This is a genomic window from Sphingobacterium sp. UBA3549 (assembly GCF_002376635.1).
In the GTDB taxonomy this organism is placed as follows: domain Bacteria; phylum Bacteroidota; class Bacteroidia; order Sphingobacteriales; family Sphingobacteriaceae; genus Sphingobacterium.
This window is the reverse complement of sequence record NZ_DFOE01000018.1, coordinates 97726-118729: the sequence shown is the minus strand read 5'-3', so window position 1 is coordinate 118729 and position 21004 is coordinate 97726. Positions and strand designations below refer to the sequence as shown.

Genomic DNA, 21004 nt, shown 5'->3' with positions numbered 1-21004 from the left:
TTTTATCTAAGCTTAGAATCCGTAATGGGAGGTCAAATGGGGTGTGCCCCGGCAATGTAAATAAAAAACGACATCAGAAAGGGGCAGTCCGGTCATGGACTGCCCCCTTTTTAATTAAAAAACATCCAATAATTTCGCATTCTAACCTTCATGCAAACTATTACAGTATCTGTACTCCCAATAGCTTTAACCATCCAGTGCTGGTCATATCACCGTTCACCGCAAGCCGTATCCCAGGCTGATTATCATTTGTGGTATCTACAATAGCGACGGCCCAGGTATAGTTCCCCGTAGGAAGATCAACAATAGCTTTCAATTCGTAGGTCATCGGGTTATTTTTAAGCCAGGTCGAAGGTTCTCCTTGATCATCTACAAAAACCTTTTTAACATTATTTTCGCCGTCCAGAAGGGCAAAGGCTACCTTATATTTATAGTTCCACTGCGGAATATTATTAGGGAAATACCCCCAGCCCATATTCCTCCAACGATGGTTAATTGTTGTTTCAGTACCGACATTGACTTTTTCCGGTAAATAAACCCGATCGGGATATAAACGATAGCCCCCCTCAGATATAAAACGCTGGCATAACGTAAAGGACTTGGTAAACCAACTTTCAATTTCACCGATCCGGAAATCCATCATGTTTACAGCCGCTTCCAAGGAGCTGTCAAATTCACCCTGCCGAACATCTTCGGGGTGGTTTTGTCTGTATTTACCGCTGGGATCAGTCCAATAACGGTGCGTACCTGTGGTTATCCAACCGCCCTCCATAATAACGGGACGTTTAAAATTCCACACCTTAGCAAAATTCTTCTCCCAGCTTTGGTAATAATCTGTCATTCCAAAGGCATCTTGACGCAGACTGTAGCCTTTATTGATCATTTTATTCAATAACTTCTCCGAATTGGGGTTCGCAGCTCCACTGCCCGAAGGGTCACCAACCAGACGATGATAATTAATCAGTAAGGGTACTTTTGTAAAATTCTTGGAATACACATCGGAAATCCAGTCAACAACTTCTTCTTTAATGACTTCAATATTTTGACCGGAAGGGTGATTAGGATCTTCATAAATTACACTATGCCCTTCCCCCCACAAACCGAGTCCATAGGCATCGACAAAAGAGGTTTTATTTAAATCGTTAAAATCCTTCGCTAGTTCTTCAATCACCTTGCTATAATATTTCCTAAAAATAGGATCTTGCAGTACTGGTGTTTTTCTGTCGGGAAAAGAAGGATTAGCCAAATAATACTTAGCGCCTGCATCGAACACAAACTGCGGCGTATTTGCACCTTGGTCGCGACCGTCGACAACGATACGAAACGCGATGGGTAATCCTTTATCTTGTGCTCCTTTGATCATTTTGTAGATTGCTGTGCTAGGATCTCTCCAGGCATACACGCCATCTGCAGGATTAAAGGTTCGCCAGCTGGTACGGATATAACAGGCAGATGCATAATCAATCGCTTTGACCGTTTTACCCAAATCAGGTACATAAAATTGGGTATCCCAATAAGAAGGGTTTCCCGAAGCCGAAGCGTACATTACCCAACCATTTAAGGGATTACGAAACATAGAGCTCCTGTTGTAACTGGGTTTTACCAAGGTTCCTGATATATCTTTTTCGATATCAGCATCATTTTTCTTGCATGAAAATGCTAGAAAGCAAAGCATGACAAGACATGCTTTGAGATAGGCTTTTTTATAGGTTATATTTTTCACTTTTAGAAATGTTGAGGTTAACTTGTATTTTTTACCCGATCTCTTATCGTTTTAACGCCAGAATAGTCATATTTCTTAAATCAAGGATCAACACATTTGTGGTGGCGGGAATGGTGAAATATGAATCGCGATTACCCTTTATCGTCCCCCCGCCCATTTCGGTTACTTTTCCCAAAGTGAGAGACAAAGTTTGCGCGACGCCGTCGGGCGTAGGCGGAGCACTAAATGCGTAAGCCAGATTTTTGTTGTTACTGTTATCTCCGGTCACAATAAACTTAGTAGTACCAACTTTACCACCAGTATAGACCAAAATTTGCGGATCGGCCAGACTTACCTGACAATTCATTTTAACAGGCGTTCCCCAACCATTAATACTCCCATGCATCCATAAATCCGTCACGGTGGTCGTATAAGGTTGATCTCCTGTCCATATCACGGTTTTTGCGGAAAGTGCTTTCGCCGGCGAATAGATCGTAGCGGTAGCTTTCTGCATATTGACCACGACACGGTACTCACCAGCAGTTTCTATTTTCCAGGAGAATACTGTTTCTCTCATCTTTATCCCGACCGCATTACCATCGTTTATTGCTGCGCTCCCATCGGCAGTAACCACATAATTGGTCTCTCCGTTAAATTCGACAGGAATTTCAAGTTCGCCCGGCTGCAAATTCAATACATAAGCATATTGATCTAGGTTTTCCAATGTTTTTGGCAGCTCCACCTTAGTTCCGCCAACGGCGCTGCCGCTCAAGAACACTTTATCGGCATCAAAAACAACCGTCTTGATTGGATTTACTGTAATTCTTGCCGTCCTCACCTCAGGTGCTTCAAAAGTACCGCCGCCCTCCCATTGAGCAACTACCCTAAATTCCAGCGTAAAGCTCTTGTTTGCTGGTATACCCCACTTTTCATTGGCCCAATTTTGTAATTGTTCGGAAGTAAAGCTTCTGCTAAATACATTGTCGTCTTCATAGTTAAATATGGCCGTACCCGTACCGAAATTGTTCCCCACCACATCCAACATAGTGCTGTAGCTGACCAAATGATCATCTGACTGTACTCTGGCGGGTTTCCAATTGAATGTGACAATATCTTTGTTCATATTGACCTCGTCAAGCGTAATAATCTCAGCAGAAGGTTGAAGTTCCATTGTCTCATTGACTTTGGGTATATCCTGTATTTCCTGTTTGCACGATATATGGCAAATTAACATGCAGAAGAAAAATAACGTTTTATATAAATAATTGATGATTTTCATTGGTTTAATTTTTTACTAACATTTGGATAGTATTATGAGCCTCACTGGCACAGCTGCTCCCGCTACCATTAATTGTAACCAGGGTTCTGAGGGAATGGCGCACCTGTATTAGCATCCCTAATGACCTGCGGAATAGGCCACAGGATATTGTTGTCCGTTATTTTATCCTTTATCGCATTGTTATATTTTTTAACACGCTCCACCAAGCTATTGGTACGCACCAAAGTAAATCGCCTGCTTTCTTCCCCAACTAATTCGCGAATACGCTCATCGAGCAAGAAATCCATATTGATTTGAGCACCGGTGATTTCGGAGGCCCCGGCTCTTTTTCGCACCTCATTGACAGCTTGCGCAGCTTTATCAGGCATATTTTGCCCCAAATAGGATTCGGCAAGTAATAGATAGGTTTCAGCCAAACGAAATTTCATACGGTCTTTGTAACTACCGGATAGGCTTAGATTTTCTGGCCGTCCATAAAAGAATTTTGTAATCGCTGGAAATAAGCTTTTTGTCGTAAACCAAGTTTGCTCAGTAATATTAGCCTTTTTTCCATAAAGGGAGGTCTCGTTTACGTTGTTATAATACCAGTTGCGTTTAATATTATGGCCCGAATTACGGATATCATTTGCTTCAAAAATACCCGCGACATTCCCTGTTGCATTTGTTCCAGTGGTGCCAACCCACCACTTCATCGGAACCAATTGTGCGATACCACGACCGCCCAAGGTATCCGCCAAAACAAATCCAGTAATGGTCGAGTAATTCGGTATCCAAGCCCTACGGGTCCAGTCATCTGAGTTGGTTCCACCACCGATTGTATTAAACTGAAATTGCAATACCCAGATACTTTCTTTATTACCACTCTTTCTATTTTGATTATTTTCCAAAAATAAATCGCTGAATACATCACCCGGTTTACCGCTATTCACCCCATATCTACTTTTCATAAGGTTATAATAACCACTATTGATAACGGCCAACGCTGCCTTTTCCGCTTCGGCATGATTGCCCTGTAACAGATATATTTCGCTTAGCAAATGGCTTGCGGCCCATTTGGTCAGCTTACCTTCTTTAACACCGTCCGGATTCGTGGGCAGATTATCCACCGCAAACTTTAGGTCGTCTACCATGTGCCCGATCACTTCGGCTTTGGGTGTACGGGTAAAATTAAGCTGAAAGTCATACAGAATGGTTTCTACATAGGGTACATCACCATAAAGGTAAACCAAGGTACGATAAGCATAAGCACGAAAGAAGCGAGCTTCAGCCTGGAAACGTGCTTTATCTTCCGGCGTATCCCAATTGGTATTTTTTTCGGAATAAACCAGCATCAAGTTTGCAGAAGAAATAAGATTATATGCCCAATTCCAGTAAGTGCCCACAAACCGCTCTGACGCGGTAAGCGTGAGGTTAGCAAAAGCCATCAAAGAACCATCACTATTAATTGCGTCGGCGATATCTGTCGATACTTGTAAGGCTTCGTATGGACAAGCGCCATTGTGAATAAACGCCCCACCTTCACCATAGGTATTGTATTCAGAACGCGTGAGTGCATATAAACCAGCACTTCCCACTTCGAAACCGTAGGTACTGGTATACGTATTGGATGGTGCCAGTTCAGTTTTGAGCTCTTCCTCCAGAAACTTCTTACAACCTCCCAAGGTGAACAATACGATAAGCCCTAAACTTGTTGTGATAATATTTTTTATTTTCATGTCCTATTCGATTAGAAATTTATATTTAAGCCAAACATATAAGAACGTGCCGTTGGATAAGAGGCCATCCAGCTATTGTCATAATTGAGCACCTCTCTGATATTAGAAATCGTATTCAGATTGTTGATGCTGGCATTTATATCAATACCATTTACACCTACCTTTTTAGCAATTTTTTGTGGTAATTTATAGCCGAAGGTGATATTTTTCACCTGCACATAGCTCACCTTTTTATAGTACCCGTGCCCCAATGGATTGAGATAGCCCGGTGAAACAATCGTCGCATTAGAATTCTCCGGTGTCCAATAATTTGCATCGTGTACATAGTTAGTAATTCCGAAAGTCCAGGCCCCCAAATTAGCCATGTGATCGTCGCGCCAAACACCAAAAACACCAGTGATTAAAGCAGATGCATAAAAATTTTTGTAAGAGAATCGGTTGGCCAAAGAAGCTGTGTAACGTGGATTTTTAGATCCGATAACCACTCTGTCACTGGTCTCTATCTTGCCGTTACCATCGCGATCATACAGCTTGGCGGCCCCAGGAGCTGCCCCGTCAACAGTAATGGTTTCTCCATTTTGCCATACACCGATCATTTTATAATCGTAGAAAACTCGCAAGGGTTGACCAATAAACCAATTATTAGCAATATCATCTATGCCATCCCCCCTTAACTCGACGATTTTGTCACGATTTAGAGAAAATACAGCAGTCGTATTCCATTGGAAATTTTCGCCTTTAACATTCGCCGAATTTAAAGTGACCTCAATCCCTTTATTTTGAGTTGCACCAATATTGTCCCAAATTCGATTGTACCCATTCATAATAGGTACGGTACGGGTCATCAACAGATCTTTCGTTTTAGAAAGATAGGCATCAATAGTTCCGCCAAACCTGTTGTTAAATAGTTGAAAGTCCAGCCCAAGATTTGTCGAATAGGTCGTTTCCCATTTCAAATTAGGGTTACCGACACCATCTCCGGCCAAATATGCTGTAGTCACCGCAGCGCCATCATCGCCCCAGATATATTTTACATTGGAATATAAGCGGTCTAAAGTGCGATAGGGTGTAATTGCCTGGTTACCGTTGGCTCCATAAGAAAGGCGGATTTTCAGCATGTCAAGCCATTTGACATTATCTTTCAGAAAGCGTTCTTCCCCAATTTGCCATGCCGCTGCTGCCACAGGAAAAAATGCATATTTATTGTTGATACCAAATACTGAAGCCCCATCTGTACGTCCGGTCAAGGTCAATAAATACTTCCCTTTGTAGGCGTAATTTATTCTACCCATATACGATAGCATGGCCGACTCCGACAACGAAGCACTGTTGGAAACAAGACGGCTGGCCGAACCTATCATAAAGTATTCTGTATCATCAGTTACAAAACCAGCCCCGCTTTGTCCCGTCGACCAGCTTTTTGTTTTTTGCATACTGAATAAACCAGTCACATCAAAACGATGATCGCCGATCTGCCGCTCGTATTTAAGCAAGTTCTCCCAGGTATAATCGTTATAATTAGAATTGTTGATGGAAGCACTGCCTCCGGCCTGTGTACCCTGATCCCTGCCTTCAAAGGTATTACGCCCATAATAGGTTCCTGTAAATCCATTGCGGTAATTATAGCCAAAATTTGATCGTAAGGAAAGACCTTCTATAGGCAACAAAATATTGGCATATCCCGAAAGAAAGAAATTGTTATTATATCTATCCTGGATCGCATTGACGTTACGCATCGGATTGACGATCAATGAGTACTCCATAGGTTCAGGAACATACTTACCAGATTCGTCCTTATAACTACCATAAGGACTTTGCTTAATGGCATGCTCCAAATTTGGTGTAATACCACCGTCACTTTTTCGGGTGTATTGCAACCCAATACCAGTCGTTAGCCATTTATTAAAAGTCTGATCCACATTTGTGGTTATATTTAAACGTGACAACTTGGAATTATACACTACACCTTCTTGATCTAAAGCTGCAAGGGCAGCCATATATTTTGTGTTTTCAGTACCCCCGGAAATGCTCAATTGATGATCCATGGTCAAAGCTTTCCGAAAGACGTAGTCTTGCCAATTATTGGTAATGCCTTTCGCATAATTACCACGCTCAGTTACACTAATAATATCGCCTGCTATAGGATCTAACAACGCACCAGTATACCCCTGCTTGATACGGGCAATGTCTTGTTGGAAGCGGATATATTCATTGGGGCCCATGACATTGATACGCTGCATTGGCTCAGCCATGCCAATCAAACCTTTATAGTTTACTTGCGCTCTACCTAGCGCTCCTCTTTTGGTTTGTATCAAAATAACACCATTCGCCGCTCGAGAACCGTAAATAGCCGATGCGGAAGCATCTTTTAGGATAGAAAGGTTTTCAACGTTATTGGGATCAATATCTGCCAAGGATCCGCTGTATGGAATACCATCCAAGATAATGAGTGGACTATTATTGGCCGAAATTGAATTTTCGCCCCTTATCAACAAGCTTTGCGATGCCCCTGGCGCAGCTTCACCGGTGGTAATGGAGAAACCGGCCACCTGTCCCACCAAGCGATCCATCAGATTGGAGGTCGATACCATACCTAGCTGCTCTTTTCCGACGACAGCCAAGCCTCCTGTTAGATCTTTTTTCTTGGCTGTACCATAACCGACCACAACGACCTGATCCAAAACATTCGTTCCAGACATTTTCACATGGATGACTCCTGATGGATTGACTTTTACTTCCTGGCTATTGAAACCAATATAGGTAAATAGTAGCGTAGCAGTGGGAGCCGCCTGGATAGTAAAATTTCCATTTGAATCGGTCTGTACACCATTTCTCGCTCCCTTAATCATGACCGAAACACCTTTAAGTGCTTCTCCCGCATCATTAGTCACCTGACCCTTGACTTGCATTTGATCTGCTGCTTGCGAATAAGCGTAATTGGATGCCACCGCCAATAGGGTAGCACTCATTATCCAGCTCCTGAGCCAGATATGTATCTTTTGTATCATTGATTTATAATGGTTAGTTTAAAATTACCTGTGTTCTTTACTTTCCCTTTCTCGTAGAGAACATATATTTGAAATAATTATGCTTCAATAGGCTTGGACTAATTTAACTTCTTGTGATAAATAATAGGTGAGGCTGCAAACACATACGCAATGCGGAAGGCAACATCTCGTTTTCCGACCTATTGACGAAATACAATATTCCGAAAAGTAATGTCATTGGTTTTTGTAAAGTTGGGATTACCCTGCGTGAGCCTGATCACGTGGTCGGGAATAATTTTCATACACATATTTTCCTTTTTAAAATTGGTTAAGACAAAACTATAATCATCACCAATTCCTAGGGTTCGTTTTTGTACGAAAATGGTTTGATTTTGTACAAAAGGCAAAAACAGGTGTTTTTGCCTTCAAAAATAAGATCGCGAGCGATTGTATCACTAATTTTTTATTTCCATTACGTGATCTAGAAGTACAGAATCGCTTTGTTGCACATCAATAGCCTCACCTTGCCCTTTGTACAGGATGTCTCTGAAACTGGCCTGGGAAATACCGCTGGCTTTTATAGGTTGATGACTGATGAAATTCCGCACAAACAAACCTTTCACATGCTCGGCATACTCAACCACTAGACCTTGTTTCGCCAAGGGACTGATGACCATATTGTCAATGAAAATATTGCTTATCCGGAGTTTACCTACAGGCATAATCCGAATAGATCGGTGTGAGATCGAATAAAAGTCCTGCCAATTTTGGAGATAAATAGTCGAAATATTGTCGATTTCACCCCTGTATATCGAGCCACTGACCACATTAACATTTTCTTCACCAGCTCCCACTCCAGTATCTGTCAAACCGATGTTAATAAAATCGTCGCCACTTTTTCCTCTACAATTTGAAATAAGAATATTCTTACAGCCAAAACGTATGCCCATCCCATCTTGGTTTAAGATCTGATGGTCAGTTCCATCCACATTCACGGCTTGCCTTACGTTAAAAGTAATATCGCTTACCTTACCATTTGTACAGCGCTCTAGCACCAATCCATGCCCATGATAATCTTTCAATGTAATGCCACTAACCTCAAAAACATCGGTATAAGCCAATATAATGGCGTGATTTCGCCAACCACCCTTTTGATTCATTCCGGGTTTGCCAGCATCAGTGCCATAAGATTGGTCAAATCTGCTGGGATTTAGCGATAGCGTTTTATTATGATCGCCGGTAGCTCTTGGATGATCAGCTCCTTCTAGAAGGACATTACCTTTCCCAATGATCTTGATGTTTTTTAATGGAGATATAGTATTGATTCCCAATCCAGAATTCGCTGAACGAATAAAATTATCCCGACATTTATCGGAAAGCTTAATGGTGCAGTTATTCAATTCGAGTTCAAAATCACCAGGAAGTAAAATGGCCTGATCAATGAGCCAAACACTTTTTTTAGCTATGGCGTCATATTTCGGTATGACTACTTTTCCAGTACTGTTTTTTGCCGCATTTATAGCCTTCTGTATTCGTTCAGACTGCGTACCAGTTTTATAATTATTGGGACTAATATACATTTCATCTACCGCTTGGTTGACTGCTGCTGTCAAATGCATAATATTACATAAGCAAATAAAATAGCTAAAGAGAAGCACTCTTTTAAAAATTATCATTTTCATCATCGTTAGGATTGGCTGTTTTTCATTTCTTCCCGCTGGAAACTTTCTTTTTAAAATCTGAAGGACTTAGTTCAAACTGCTTTTTAAAACAGACACTAAAGTACTTGGCATTGTTAAACCCGGTCTGATAAGCAACTTCCGCAATGGTCAAATCCGATTTCTCCAACAGATAAGCACTTCTTTTCAGACGCATATTCAAAATAAACTCTTTGATCGACATGCCCACAATATCATTTATTTTCTGATAGAGGATGGTTCTGCCCACATTCATGTCAGCCACAAAGTCTTCTACGGAATAACTGGCATTATCGATGTTTTCTTCAATGATCCGAATGGCCTTAACTAATAGCTCCTCATCCATGGATGTGACGGTAACATTGGACGGATCCACTTGAATATGTTTACTGTATTTTTCTTTTAATTCCTGCTGGTTTCTTAAAATGGTTTCTGTTTGTTGCAACAGATAGTCGATATGAAAAGGTTTATCAATAAATACATTGGCACCAAATTCCAACGCTTTTATTTTATTCTGATTGTCATCTCCGGTACCAGAAATCATAATAATCGGAATATGGCTAGTCTTAAAATTTTGCCTCAGGCTACGACAAACATCCAAACCACTTCGATTCGGCATGATTAGATCCGTAATAATGAGTTGTGGATAGATTTTTTCAGCTTTTATTAAGCCCTCTTCTCCGTCACTGGCAGTATATACATTATATTTTTCAGCCAGACGTTGCTCTAAATAACCCCGAAGTTGTTGGTCATCTTCAATGAGCAGGATATTATCTGTCTTTTTTATGCTTTTGCATCCCCTTTCAGGCGCAAAAATATCCGGGGTGATGATCTCATCGATTTCAGAAACCGTGTAATCATAAACATTAGATTGCATATCTCCCGAGCCGGCCTGATTTTTTAAAGGCAGGGAAATGGTAAATGAAATTTTATCGGTCTTATTGACCATCCATATTTTGCCTTCCAGCACATCTACGAGTTCCTTGACAATGGCAAGCCCAAGTCCTGAACTTTCTTCGAAAGTTGGCCGATGGGATGATAGCCTGTTGAAAGAGGTATATAGAGTTGAAATCTGCTCTTCAGAAAAACAGTCACCGGTATTTAAAATTTCAATGGAGATATATTCGACTTCCGTCATATTCAAGGATGAAAACCGTTCTTTTTCCTCCGCCGTGGTAGGATAGATACGTACCCCCACATACCCATTATCAGGTGTATATTTTAAGGCATTAGAGAATAGATTAGTCAATATTTTTTCGATAACATCATAATCAAAGGCGACATACAAGTTATCCTTAAAAGCCGAAATATTCGTTTCCACACTTTTTTTGTTGGCATAGAGCTCAAATAGGCCAAATATATCGCGTACAAAATTAATAAAATCACCAATTTGAGGATTTAGGGTAATTTTTTGACTTTCAATTTCCCTAAAGCGCAACAATTGGCTAATCATACGTTGAATTCGAGAGACATTCTTCTCTATTAAATCCATGTAAACCAAAGCAGTATCATGAGGTACAATAGTTTCTCTGAGTTGCTTAAGCGGCTGTAATACCAAAGTTAGTGGTGTTTTTAAATCGTGCGAGATATTGGTAAAGAAATCAGTGCGCGCCTGGTTCAGCTCATGCATATTCCGTTCCTTTAAACGCTGCAGCGCCAACCGCTCCTTAAACACTCTTTTATTGCTATAATATCGCATAATAAAAAAGAGCAGGGCAGAGATAAGGGCAACATAGCAACAATAAGCCCACCAGGACAAAAAAAATGGTGGATCTACGTGGATGTATAAGCGCGATATTTGATTGCCCCATTGTCCATCATTATTGGAAGCCTTGATCTCGAAAGTATAATCTCCAGCCGGAAGATTAAGAAACTGTACAGATTTTTGGTTGGCATGACTGATTTGCCAATCTTCACCAAGCCCCAGCATACGATATGCAAACTGATTCTTTTCGGCAAATAGATAACTATTCGCCGAAAACTTAATTTCGACATTAGACTGATTACTAGAAAGCCTTATCTTATCTCCCTTTTGGTTGGACAGGCTTCCAATGTCTTTGGATAAAATCGACGAGCCGTCATCGGGTTTAACCAAGGTATTGTTCACCAGAAATCCTGTAAAAAAAACTTTTGGTTTTTGCGGATTTTTATTGAGGTACGTAGGATCAAAAAGTAAAAAACCATTGGTGCCGCCAAACAGCATTTCGCCTTTGGAAGTTTTGTATGCAGCATGTATGTAAAATGAACCAATATTATCTTCCTGGTAGAATCTCGCTTTTTCAAATGCTCTGGATTTCAAATCGAAGAAAAAAAGACCATCACTGGTACTTAACCACACATTTTTCGTAACGGCATCTTCTAAAATACCGAATACCATTTTGGCCGGAAAACCATTGCTTGCACTATAATTTATATACGTTCCGTCTTTTTTAAGCACGTTTACACCTTTCCCTAAGGTCCCTAGCCATACATCGCCATTCGAAGCCACGGCATAACTGCACAGATTATTTGCAGAATAGGAAGCATCCTTGACCATATAGTGCTTTAAAACGGTTAGCGTATGAGTATTTACGACAAAAAATCCCTGATGGCTAATTAAACAGAGCTGGTTTTGCTTATTCACATATAATGCTTCTACTTCTAGATTCAACTTATTGCCTTTGGAATCCTTGATTCTAACCATTTCTATCGGACCTTGTCGGTTCTTGCGATATAAAAATGATTTGTCGGGATCTGTCATCCACCAGTTACCCTCCTGATCGTTTGCAAAATCATACACCGTCAGCAGTTGCTGGCTTTCCGGAGAGCGGAAATCGAAACTACTGAAACGCTGATTGTTTACATCATAACTACCAATTCCACCATTATAGGCAGAAATCAACAGGCTCTTGCTTGCTTCGTCAAACTTAAGCCGCTTAATCATATTGGGACTTGGCCCCCTATCCTGCGACTTTTCGGGATGGATAAACTGATCTTTTTTCCTATCCCAGTAATTTAGCCCCCCCCCCTCTGTACCGATCCATATATTTCCCAGATGATCTTCCTGAAAACTACTGACAATGGGATGATTCAGACCGCCAGGGCTCGGTTTAAAGTAACGTACTCTCGAATCGTAAAGCGAGCAATAGGCGATTTTACCGCCGTAGGTACCTATCCAAACACCCTGATCCGGATCGGGATAAATTGTCCAAATGGAGTTATTCGGCAATGAATAAATATCGTTCAGGTTCATCCGCAAGGTGCTGCTACCTTCATTGGCGGGATCATAAAGGAATAATCCTCCCTGGGTAGCCACCCAGATCACACCAGTTTGGTCCAAGTACAGTTTTTTCGTTAAAACGAATGAATTTCCAGCAACCGCTACCGGAATTTTCTGTTTTAAATTACCTGTCAAATCTGTGACATGTATTCCTCCCCGCGTTGTTAAAAAGTAATACAGCCCACGGTATGCAACCACATCGTTCACCTGATTTGCTGTACTGCTAAAATCCGCAAACTGAACAAGGCGCTTTTTAGACATTTCTACCGTGTGTAAGATTGCATCTTGGGTTAAAAATACTTGGTCTTTGACACTCAATACATTTTGAAAAGACTTGTTTTTGGGCAACAAAAAACTTTCTATGTGTTCATTTTGTGGGTTATAGCGGAGTAAACTATTTTCAGAGAGCATGTAAACTTGACCATCATGATGTACACAAACTGAACGAATTACTCCGGGGACAACGATATGAAAAGAAAACCGTTCGTAATTAAATTTTAACAAACCCTGTCCCGACGCTAAAAATAAATTTCCTTTTCTATCGCGAATTAAAGAACCATAGCCCCATTTCTGCTTTGGCTTCATCGCCGAAACGATATCGTTTAACTGATAAAAGCTATTGCCATCATACATGAAAAGTGCATCGGGTCCGGTATACCACATACGCCCTAAACTGTCTTTAGCAATGCTTTGTATACCGCCATAATACGAAGTTTCGGGCATGAGGTGAAACCGGTATCTTGAAAGATCAATACCGAGAACACATTGCCCCCAGAAAATAAAAAAACAAATTATTAGACTGTATTTATTCATTTACAGATGCTTCTAAAGCTGCTTAAAGTTCAATCAGAGATTTACCGATACTAGTTGCAATCAAAATGCTCAGCGATATTATTTACAAACAGTATTCCGTTAAACTACGATTCTCATTTTATTATACAAAGAGTCACGTCCAAATTATGGCATAAGTTCTTTTTCAGCAAGTGAAATCCAAACCAATCAAAAACGCCAATTTACTTAAAAACAGGGGTAGGCGACAAATTTATCTTCGTTTGTTGCTTGTTTTTTAGCTCGAATATCACCAGTTCATTGTGGTCGGGTAATAAATATTCTGACGGGATTAACAATGATTGTTGTTTTTCTTCTTCCCAATAAGACCCTAAATATTTTTGATTTATCCAAACTTCTCCCATCCCCCACCCTGTCATATTAAGATACTTGTTTTGTGACGGATTAATTTCGAACTGACCCTGGTAAAAACCGGGGCCACTAGGGGGTGCACTTTGTTCAAAAATCAGATTCTCAAGTGGATAATTTCGTGCATCCAAGGGGATCATTTTCCAGTTGTGCAGTTCGTTTCCAGCTAAAGTAACCGCACTAAACAACCCCTTTGAATTGTCTGTAATTTCTGGCCCATAGGTGATTCGCCCGATATTCTCGACATAAAATTGAAGTATATGTGTGCCCAAACCTGTTTTAATCACCAGTTTTTTATCTTGATCCGTCAGAGTTCCCTGTAAAATGCCATCCACATAGACCACCGCATAATCGCGTACATTCTCTAATGCTAGTTCTTCACTTTCGGCTTCCGTAGTAATCTCGGTCTGATAAAGCACATAGCCAAATTCGACGTTCAAATCGTTAAAAGATAACGGACTTTTAGCCTCGACGGTTTTTTTATAGATCTGTGATACTCCGGCTTTCCATTCTACCATCACTTCTTGTGCCTTTAAGGATTGCCCTAATAAAAACGCTGTTAGCGTCCAGATAAATGCTCTTATCATCGTTTAACTCTTCTTTATTTTATTAAAAATGATTGAATAAAAGTCTCATCCACGGCAACTTGTGGCGAGAATTTCGCACTTTTAACATAGTTATCCATACTGTACAACAATTGTTGGGTGGCCGGGCGATTATCCATATCGGTCTTTGTATCTAATGCCATTACCAGAAGTTTTCCACCGTTCAGTTGAGCTTCGAAACCTATACCTAATTTTTGGTTGTTATCATAGCTGTCAATGACTTGTATAAACGGACGAAGTTGTTGTGGGGCATCTTGCATTTCGATTACTTTTGCATGATTGAGGATATCCCACCATTGCCAATCAGTATGGTATGAAGTAAGGAAATCTTTAAACATGGCCTGTTGATGATGGACCAGATTGCCGATCGTCATTGGTGCCCAAGCAAACATAATAGGGTTCCAAAAATGATTATGAAATAGTGATTTTCGACCTTTTATTTTGTCTGGCGAAGCATAGAGAACCACCGTTTTTCCCTGAGACAGCTGGCTTTTTGCAACATCATCATAGACATCGGTGTACAAAACCTTATCTGTAGACTGCATCAGATTTTGATGTTTGGGATATACCCAAATGTCCCAGCTATTTTTAATAGAATCATTAACTGCAAGATGAACCGTAACCTTTTGGCTGCGGACATTTTTTAGGGGAATCTCAAATTCACCCACCGGCGATACATTTTCGTTGGCAATGGTTTGCTTTTTAAGTGTACCCTTTTGCAATACACTGCCTGCGGTATCCGTCAACCACCATTTAATTGTGGCATTTTCGAGTACGGAATTGCTAAAGTTATACACTTCCGCTTTACCTTTAAATGTTTCCGTATTGAAGAAACTGCTTTTTTCGTACCGCAGTAATGCGACAGTGGGCGCGCAAAACTCACGGAATTTATCGGCAGTAACCAGTCCCTTTGAGTCCCAGAAAGGATCAAAAATACCGACTGGGGCGTAGCCTTGCCCCGGAAAATCGTTCATCGACAAGAGCTGGAAACCAGCGGATTTACCCGAGCGCAATAAGGCTTCGATGACGGCTTTGTATTCCAGTACCGTCAGCGCACCAGATGCCCTAAAGAAATCTTTTGCCTGATCCAACATGCCATTCTTTTGCAATAGGTCTCGAAAAACCTCAAAATTTCGGGCCTCCACGGGACTGTTTGCATATTTCTTTATCTCATCAAAATTTGGGTAGATACAACGTTGTCCCGACTCGTGCGAGATAACAGGCACATCTACATCAGATTCCATGTTCTTATCCCAGTCGGTGCCGGGTAGCCCCTCATAAACCTTCACCGCACCTTTATTGGTTTGTTGCGATACGTAATATTGATCTGACTTAACCCGTGTTCGCGCCGTAGAACCACTATACAGATGGCGCGGATCAGCTTTTCTACCTTCCGCAGTCAATTCTTCAATAAAGTCGAAATTGCCTGTAATTTCATTGCCATTGCAGTAAAGAACAAAAGAAGGGTGATTGCCATATTCTTTTAAAATAGCTTTAATTTCCCGGCGGAAAAAGTTATATCTTGCTTCGTCCGGTTCGGCATCTTTGCCCCACATAGGCATTTCCACCTCAAAATATATTCCGTGTTTGTCTGCCATGCGAAAGGCAGCAGCCGGAGGGCACCAAGAATGGAAACGTAAATGGTTCATGCCGTAGTTCTTCATCAGCATCATAATTCTTTCCCAAGAGCCATCATCAAGCGGAGCATGTCCTGTTTTTGGAAAAACCGCATTTTCTACATTACCTCGTAAATGTATCGGATGATTATTGAGCAGTATATGATTTTTTCCCTGCTTTACTTCGCGCATACCAAAGGTGGTCGATTTCTCATGCTTATAGCTATTGTTACCATCCGAAGTATTCAACTGACAGCTAATCCGATAGAGATTTGGGTTAAACTCATCCCACAGTTTAATGCGTTTTCCTAAGGGAATATTGGCCTCTACAAAATTTACCGAATCAGTACTTACGATGGCAAGCTGATGCTTGAGACTGTAGTTTGTTCCGGCGATAGCAAAGGATACCTGACCATTTATCTGCTTTTTAGTCGTATTATTTACCTTTAACTTTACTTTTATAGACTGATCGGCTATGTTGGGATATACCTGAAAATCGTCGACGTAAACCGGATCTACGGCCATCAGCTTCATATCACCCAAGATGCCATTCCAGTTAATTTGCGTAAATTCTGTATGCGCATGATTCCATTTGTGCGTATTGTACTGAAATCGATTATCAATACAAATGGTAATGCGATGCTTCTTTCCCGGTTTTAAAAATGCACTCAAATCGTGGTTGTGCGGCACGCTGACATAATCGATGCTGCTAACTTCTTTGGTGTCTACAAAAATCGAACTCAACCAATGGGTACGTTCAAAATAGAGAAATATTTTTTTCCCTTTCCAGTCAGCAGGGATTTCGATATCACGTTGGTACCATGCCGGACCCATGTATTCATATTTTCGGGTCAGACGGTCAATATATTTATAGGGAGTTTGATACCCTATATGATAATCATCTGTAATACCCGGTAGTTTAATCGTCCCTTGTAATACGTGATTATACCGAGGCGACAGCGAGCCCCTACGAAAATCCATCACATCAGTTTGGAACCCCCAAGTACCGGATAAATCCACGACATCTTGCGCTTTCAATAACGCTGTATGCACTAAAAGCCACAGTAAACATATTAGTTTAACGTATTTGAATATACCTGTTTTGTATGTGTTCATTTTGTGTGTTACTCTTTTCTCTACTTTCATTCATTTCTATAAATTATTCTCATAATATTCCTTTATAAGATACCATGCTTTCTTTCGATAACCTTGGTCCGATACTAACCCTTTTCGATTCCATCCCCCTTGGTTAGTCGGATGAAAACGGAAAGGCGAACGGAAATCAAATAACACCCAAGGTGAAATTCCGCGTAGGTTTGGGATATGCTTAAACATTTGCAAGTTGTCTTTGTATAAAGTTGCTTGGTAATCTTCACTCCATGAACTAGCAACATCCTTTTCGCCCGTTTTTCCATAGAGGGCCTCTCCGCCGAATTCAGAGATAATCAAAGGCTGCCCTTTTGCCACATCCCATACAGCTTTATCAGGGGAAACCGGCCAATTGTGGTACCAGCCTAAATATTTATTAACCGCTACCACATCCAGCTCTTTAATGAAAGGGTCGTCCATGACAAAGATTTCTTTTTCTTTATTAAAACGAACCAGGTCAAAAGCAGCCGTAATAAGTCGCGTTGTGTCCATAGCTCGGCATGTTGCAATCAAGTGCCTGATGAAAGCATTTCTTTGTTCGGAAGGTTGGGTTTCGTTAGCTACCCCCCAAAAGGTAAGTGCACAACGGTTTTTATCACGCTCGATCATTTCACGCATCATTTTAACCGCTTTTTTCTTGGTCGATTCATTTTCAAAATCGATCCCCTGCCAGATGGGAATTTCCTCCCATAACATGAAACCCATTTTTTCTGCCATTCGCACGATATATTCATTCTGTGGATAATGTGCCAAGCGAATCATGTTACAGCCCAAAGCCTTAGCTTCAGAAAGTAACATCAACGCATCTGACTGCGAAAAAGCACGGCCCTCACGTTGAGGTATTTCCTCATGAAATGAAATCGACTTCAGAAAAATAGGCTGGCCATTCAGCAAGATATCTTCCCCCTTCACCCAAATATTGCGAAAGCCGATCTCCTCTTCTATTTCGTCAGTTTGGGTAGATATCTTGACATGATATAATTTTGGTGCAGTTGGCGACCAACGCTTGATTTCTGTTGATGTAAAAGACGTTTTTACTTCTCCCAAAGCATTCGTCTCAAGTGTTTGTTTCAATCCTAATTCTGGTATTTCGATGGTTACGGAAGAATTGGCCAACTTTTCTGAAAGTTTTACCTGAGCATTGATTTTATTGCCTTTGGTTTTGTCCAATTGGATAAAATAATCGTCAATAAAAACTTTCGGTGTACTAACTAGAAAAACATCACGGGTAATGCCGCCGTAGTTCCACCAATCAAACGCCATTGCTGGAATGGCATCTATCCGACGCGTATTATTGACCTCAACGACCAAAAAATTATCATTTTCTTTCACAGCATCTGTTATTTCAACCTGAAACGGAGTGAAGCCTCCTTCATGTTGTCCGATCTCTTTGCCATTGAGATAAATGCGACAACGGTAACTTACAGCAGCAAAATATAAAAACAGCCTATTTCCGCTTGCTTTCGCTGCATCGAACTTGCGGCCATACCAAATGGTACCCTCATAGTATTTAAGTTCGGGCATCTGGCTGTTCCAATCCGAAGGCACGTTTAAACGAATACCATTTTCGAAGGCATATTCGTAGAAATCAGTCTTATTTTCGGGCTTTTTATTGAGATAGATTTTGTTTTTTCTACCCTGGTCATACAAGTCGACAATGGCATCCCACTTACCATTTAATAACTGTGCACGCCTACCATACACATTAATCATATTTTGCTGAGCAACAAGATGAAATGCGAACAGATTAAAAAATAGAGATAATACCAAAGATAGATTGATCAGCTTTACCATAATAGATGTTATTTTTTATAGAATCTTCATTTTCTATTTTACCCGTATAACCGACAGTTTGGTCCAGCCCTGCGGAGTTAATTCTTCATTGAGTGCGAGTTGAATTGCTGGTTTACTATTTTTTGTCGTATCCACAATGGCGACAGCCCAGGTGTAAATTCCCGCAGGTAGATCTATTTTTGCTTTTAGGTTGTAATTCACACCAGCACCTTTCAACCATACAGACGGTTCGCTCTGATGATCAATAAAAATCTTCTTCACATTCCCGCTAGCATCTAACAACGCAAAAGCTACTTTATATTTGTAGTTCCACTGTGGAATATTATTTGGTAGATAACCCCAGCCCATATTCTGCCAACGGTGAGAAATTAATGCTGCAGCACCGGAACGGATATCTTGAGGTAATTTGATCTGGTCCGGATAGACACGATATCCCCCCTCTGAAGTAAACCGTTGAACCAGATCAAAGGACTTAAACCAAGACTCAGTTTCCCCGCCCGCTCTGAAATCCATCATGTTCACATGAGCTTCAGCCGACAAATCAAACTCGCCCTTCCTTACATCCTCGTCGTGTCCTTCTCTATATTTTCCACTGGGATCTGTCCAATAACGATGCTTGCCAGGAGCAATAATCCAGCCGCCCTCCATAATGATGGGGCGTTTGAAATTCCATTTCTTAGCAAAATTCTTTTCCCAGTCCTGATAATAGCCTGTCATACCAAAAGCATCTTGGCGCAAACTATAACCTTTATCAATAGCTTTATCCAATAAGCGTTCGCTGTTTGGATTTACAGCTCCCCAACTTTCGGGATGCCCAACCAAACGGTGATAGTTAATAACTAAAGGTACTTCGGTGAAGGCTTTAGCATATAAGTTGGTTACCCAATCCAAGGTCTCTTCCTTTATTTTTTCAGTACTTTCGGGAGTTGCTGTTTTCGGATCTTCATAAACTACATAATGTGCCTCGCCCCATTTTCCCAAGCCATAAGCGTCAATAAATGAAGTTTTTTCAGGGTCATTAAATTCTTGAGCTAACGCGGTTATAAATTTGCTATAGTACTTTCTGAATACCGCATCCTGCGGATAGGGAGTTTGCCTATCTGGATGGTTTTCATTTTCCAGATAATATTTAGCGCCTTGATCAAAAACAAATTTGGGTGTATTTTGACCTTGGTCGCGGCCATCAACCACAATGCGAAGCGCGATGGGCAGCCCTCTCTTTTGCGCTCCTTTCAGAAGCTTTCCTATTTTAGAACTCGGGTTATCCCAGGCATAAACACCGTCACTGGGATTCAGCGATGACCAACTTGTGCGTACATAACATGCCGAGGCGTAATCAATGACCTTTACTTTTTTACCCAATGCTGGTACAAAATATTCGATATCCCAATACGTATCATCTGCATTCCGCGGCGCATACATTACCCAGCCATTTAAAGGATTGCGCAAGACTGATTGGCCATCGTACTTTGGCTTCAATAGGATATACGCTGAGCTGTTTGAATCGCTCTCACTTTTATTTTTTTGAGAAAAGCCAGACAACGTGGATGTACAAAATAAAAGTGATAAAATACTTATTATACCATGAGAGATTATTTTTCTGTTTATCATTTCGTATCAGAATATATTATGATGTGTATTGGTTATTGGTTACTGTATTCCCCATTTACGCAGCCCACTACTAAAGTTTATAACTTATTGGGCTGGTTTAATAATAAAATTATTTATTGAGGTACGGTACAAAAATAGCTATAGTGGATTTCCACTAGGGTACTGAATCGTTCAGAAATGGTTCATTTTTGTACAAAATGGCTCTAATCGTCTCATTTGAAACAGCGGTCGATGAAATTAATGTAAAGGTCCTTAGTCTCCCATATTCTTGTATGCTGAATACGTTAGAAAACTTGCTGAACCTCATAGCGCTAAGATTCGGCACAAAACATGCTAAAAAAGACGATTTCACCCCCTTCTTTTGCTGTAAATCCCCTCGAATTATACAGTTTG

At 40.8% G+C, this 21004-nt stretch carries 10 protein-coding genes; all 10 read right to left on the bottom strand.

All coding sequences use genetic code 11. From position 1 onward, the window contains the following. Positions 1–160: 160 nt before the first annotated feature. The 10 genes from B2W36_RS10605 to B2W36_RS10560 all read right to left on the bottom strand — a co-directional run bounded on the left by B2W36_RS10605 (position 161) and on the right by B2W36_RS10560 (position 20611). The gene (locus B2W36_RS10605; protein ID WP_293887689.1) at positions 161–1723 is read right to left on the bottom strand and encodes a DUF4832 domain-containing protein; all 1563 of its coding nucleotides are present in this window, start codon (positions 1721–1723) and stop codon (positions 161–163) included. A gap of 43 nt (positions 1724–1766) precedes the next feature. Continuing rightward, positions 1767–2981 carry a SusE domain-containing protein gene (locus B2W36_RS10600; protein WP_293887688.1) on the bottom strand — a complete coding sequence of 405 codons (1215 nt, stop codon included), beginning with the start codon at positions 2979–2981 and terminating at the stop codon, positions 1767–1769. A gap of 68 nt (positions 2982–3049) precedes the next feature. Continuing rightward, positions 3050–4696, bottom strand: coding sequence for a RagB/SusD family nutrient uptake outer membrane protein (locus B2W36_RS10595; protein WP_209576459.1), 1647 nt, complete (start codon positions 4694–4696; stop codon positions 3050–3052). A gap of 11 nt (positions 4697–4707) precedes the next feature. Further along, on the bottom strand, positions 4708–7704 hold the full coding sequence (locus B2W36_RS10590) for a SusC/RagA family TonB-linked outer membrane protein (RefSeq protein ID WP_293887687.1): 2997 nt from the start codon (positions 7702–7704) through the stop codon (positions 4708–4710). A gap of 434 nt (positions 7705–8138) precedes the next feature. Beyond that, a complete protein-coding gene (locus tag B2W36_RS10585) occupies positions 8139–9302 on the bottom strand; it encodes a glycosyl hydrolase family 28 protein (protein ID WP_293887686.1) in 1164 nt (387 codons plus the stop codon). An 85-nt stretch (positions 9303–9387) separates the two neighbouring features. Beyond that, positions 9388–13452 (bottom strand): hybrid sensor histidine kinase/response regulator transcription factor, encoded by a 4065-nt coding sequence (locus B2W36_RS10580; RefSeq protein WP_293887685.1) that lies wholly within the window; start codon positions 13450–13452, stop codon positions 9388–9390. A gap of 200 nt (positions 13453–13652) precedes the next feature. Continuing rightward, complete coding sequence (locus B2W36_RS10575) at positions 13653–14423, bottom strand: hypothetical protein (RefSeq protein ID WP_293887684.1); 771 nt, start codon at positions 14421–14423, stop codon at positions 13653–13655. 14 nt (positions 14424–14437) lie between these two features. Beyond that, positions 14438–17173 (bottom strand): sugar-binding domain-containing protein, encoded by a 2736-nt coding sequence (locus B2W36_RS10570; RefSeq protein ID WP_293885433.1) that lies wholly within the window; start codon positions 17171–17173, stop codon positions 14438–14440. 36 nt (positions 17174–17209) lie between these two features. Then, positions 17210–19000: a glycoside hydrolase family 2 protein gene (locus B2W36_RS10565; protein WP_293887683.1), complete on the bottom strand. Its 1791-nt coding sequence runs from the start codon at positions 18998–19000 to the stop codon at positions 17210–17212. Between the two features lie 33 nt (positions 19001–19033). Then, positions 19034–20611 (bottom strand): DUF4832 domain-containing protein, encoded by a 1578-nt coding sequence (locus tag B2W36_RS10560; protein WP_293887682.1) that lies wholly within the window; start codon positions 20609–20611, stop codon positions 19034–19036. Between the last annotated feature and the right edge of the window lie 393 nt (positions 20612–21004).

Excerpts from the sequence above, each read along its gene's own strand:
- B2W36_RS10600 (WP_293887688.1), bottom strand. The coding sequence starts at position 2,981 with ATGAAAATCATCAATTATTTATATAAAACGTTATTTTTCTTCTGCATG.
- B2W36_RS10595 (WP_209576459.1), bottom strand. The coding sequence starts at position 4,696 with ATGAAAATAAAAAATATTATCACAACAAGTTTAGGGCTTATCGTATTG.
- B2W36_RS10590 (WP_293887687.1), bottom strand. The coding sequence starts at position 7,704 with ATGATACAAAAGATACATATCTGGCTCAGGAGCTGGATAATGAGTGCT.
- B2W36_RS10585 (WP_293887686.1), bottom strand. The coding sequence starts at position 9,302 with ATGCATTTGACAGCAGCAGTCAACCAAGCGGTAGATGAAATGTATATT.
- B2W36_RS10580 (WP_293887685.1), bottom strand. The coding sequence starts at position 13,452 with ATGAATAAATACAGTCTAATAATTTGTTTTTTTATTTTCTGGGGGCAA.
- B2W36_RS10575 (WP_293887684.1), bottom strand. The coding sequence starts at position 14,423 with ATGATAAGAGCATTTATCTGGACGCTAACAGCGTTTTTATTAGGGCAA.
- B2W36_RS10570 (WP_293885433.1), bottom strand. The coding sequence starts at position 17,173 with ATGAACACATACAAAACAGGTATATTCAAATACGTTAAACTAATATGT.
- B2W36_RS10565 (WP_293887683.1), bottom strand. The coding sequence starts at position 19,000 with ATGGTAAAGCTGATCAATCTATCTTTGGTATTATCTCTATTTTTTAAT.
- B2W36_RS10560 (WP_293887682.1), bottom strand. The coding sequence starts at position 20,611 with ATGATAAACAGAAAAATAATCTCTCATGGTATAATAAGTATTTTATCA.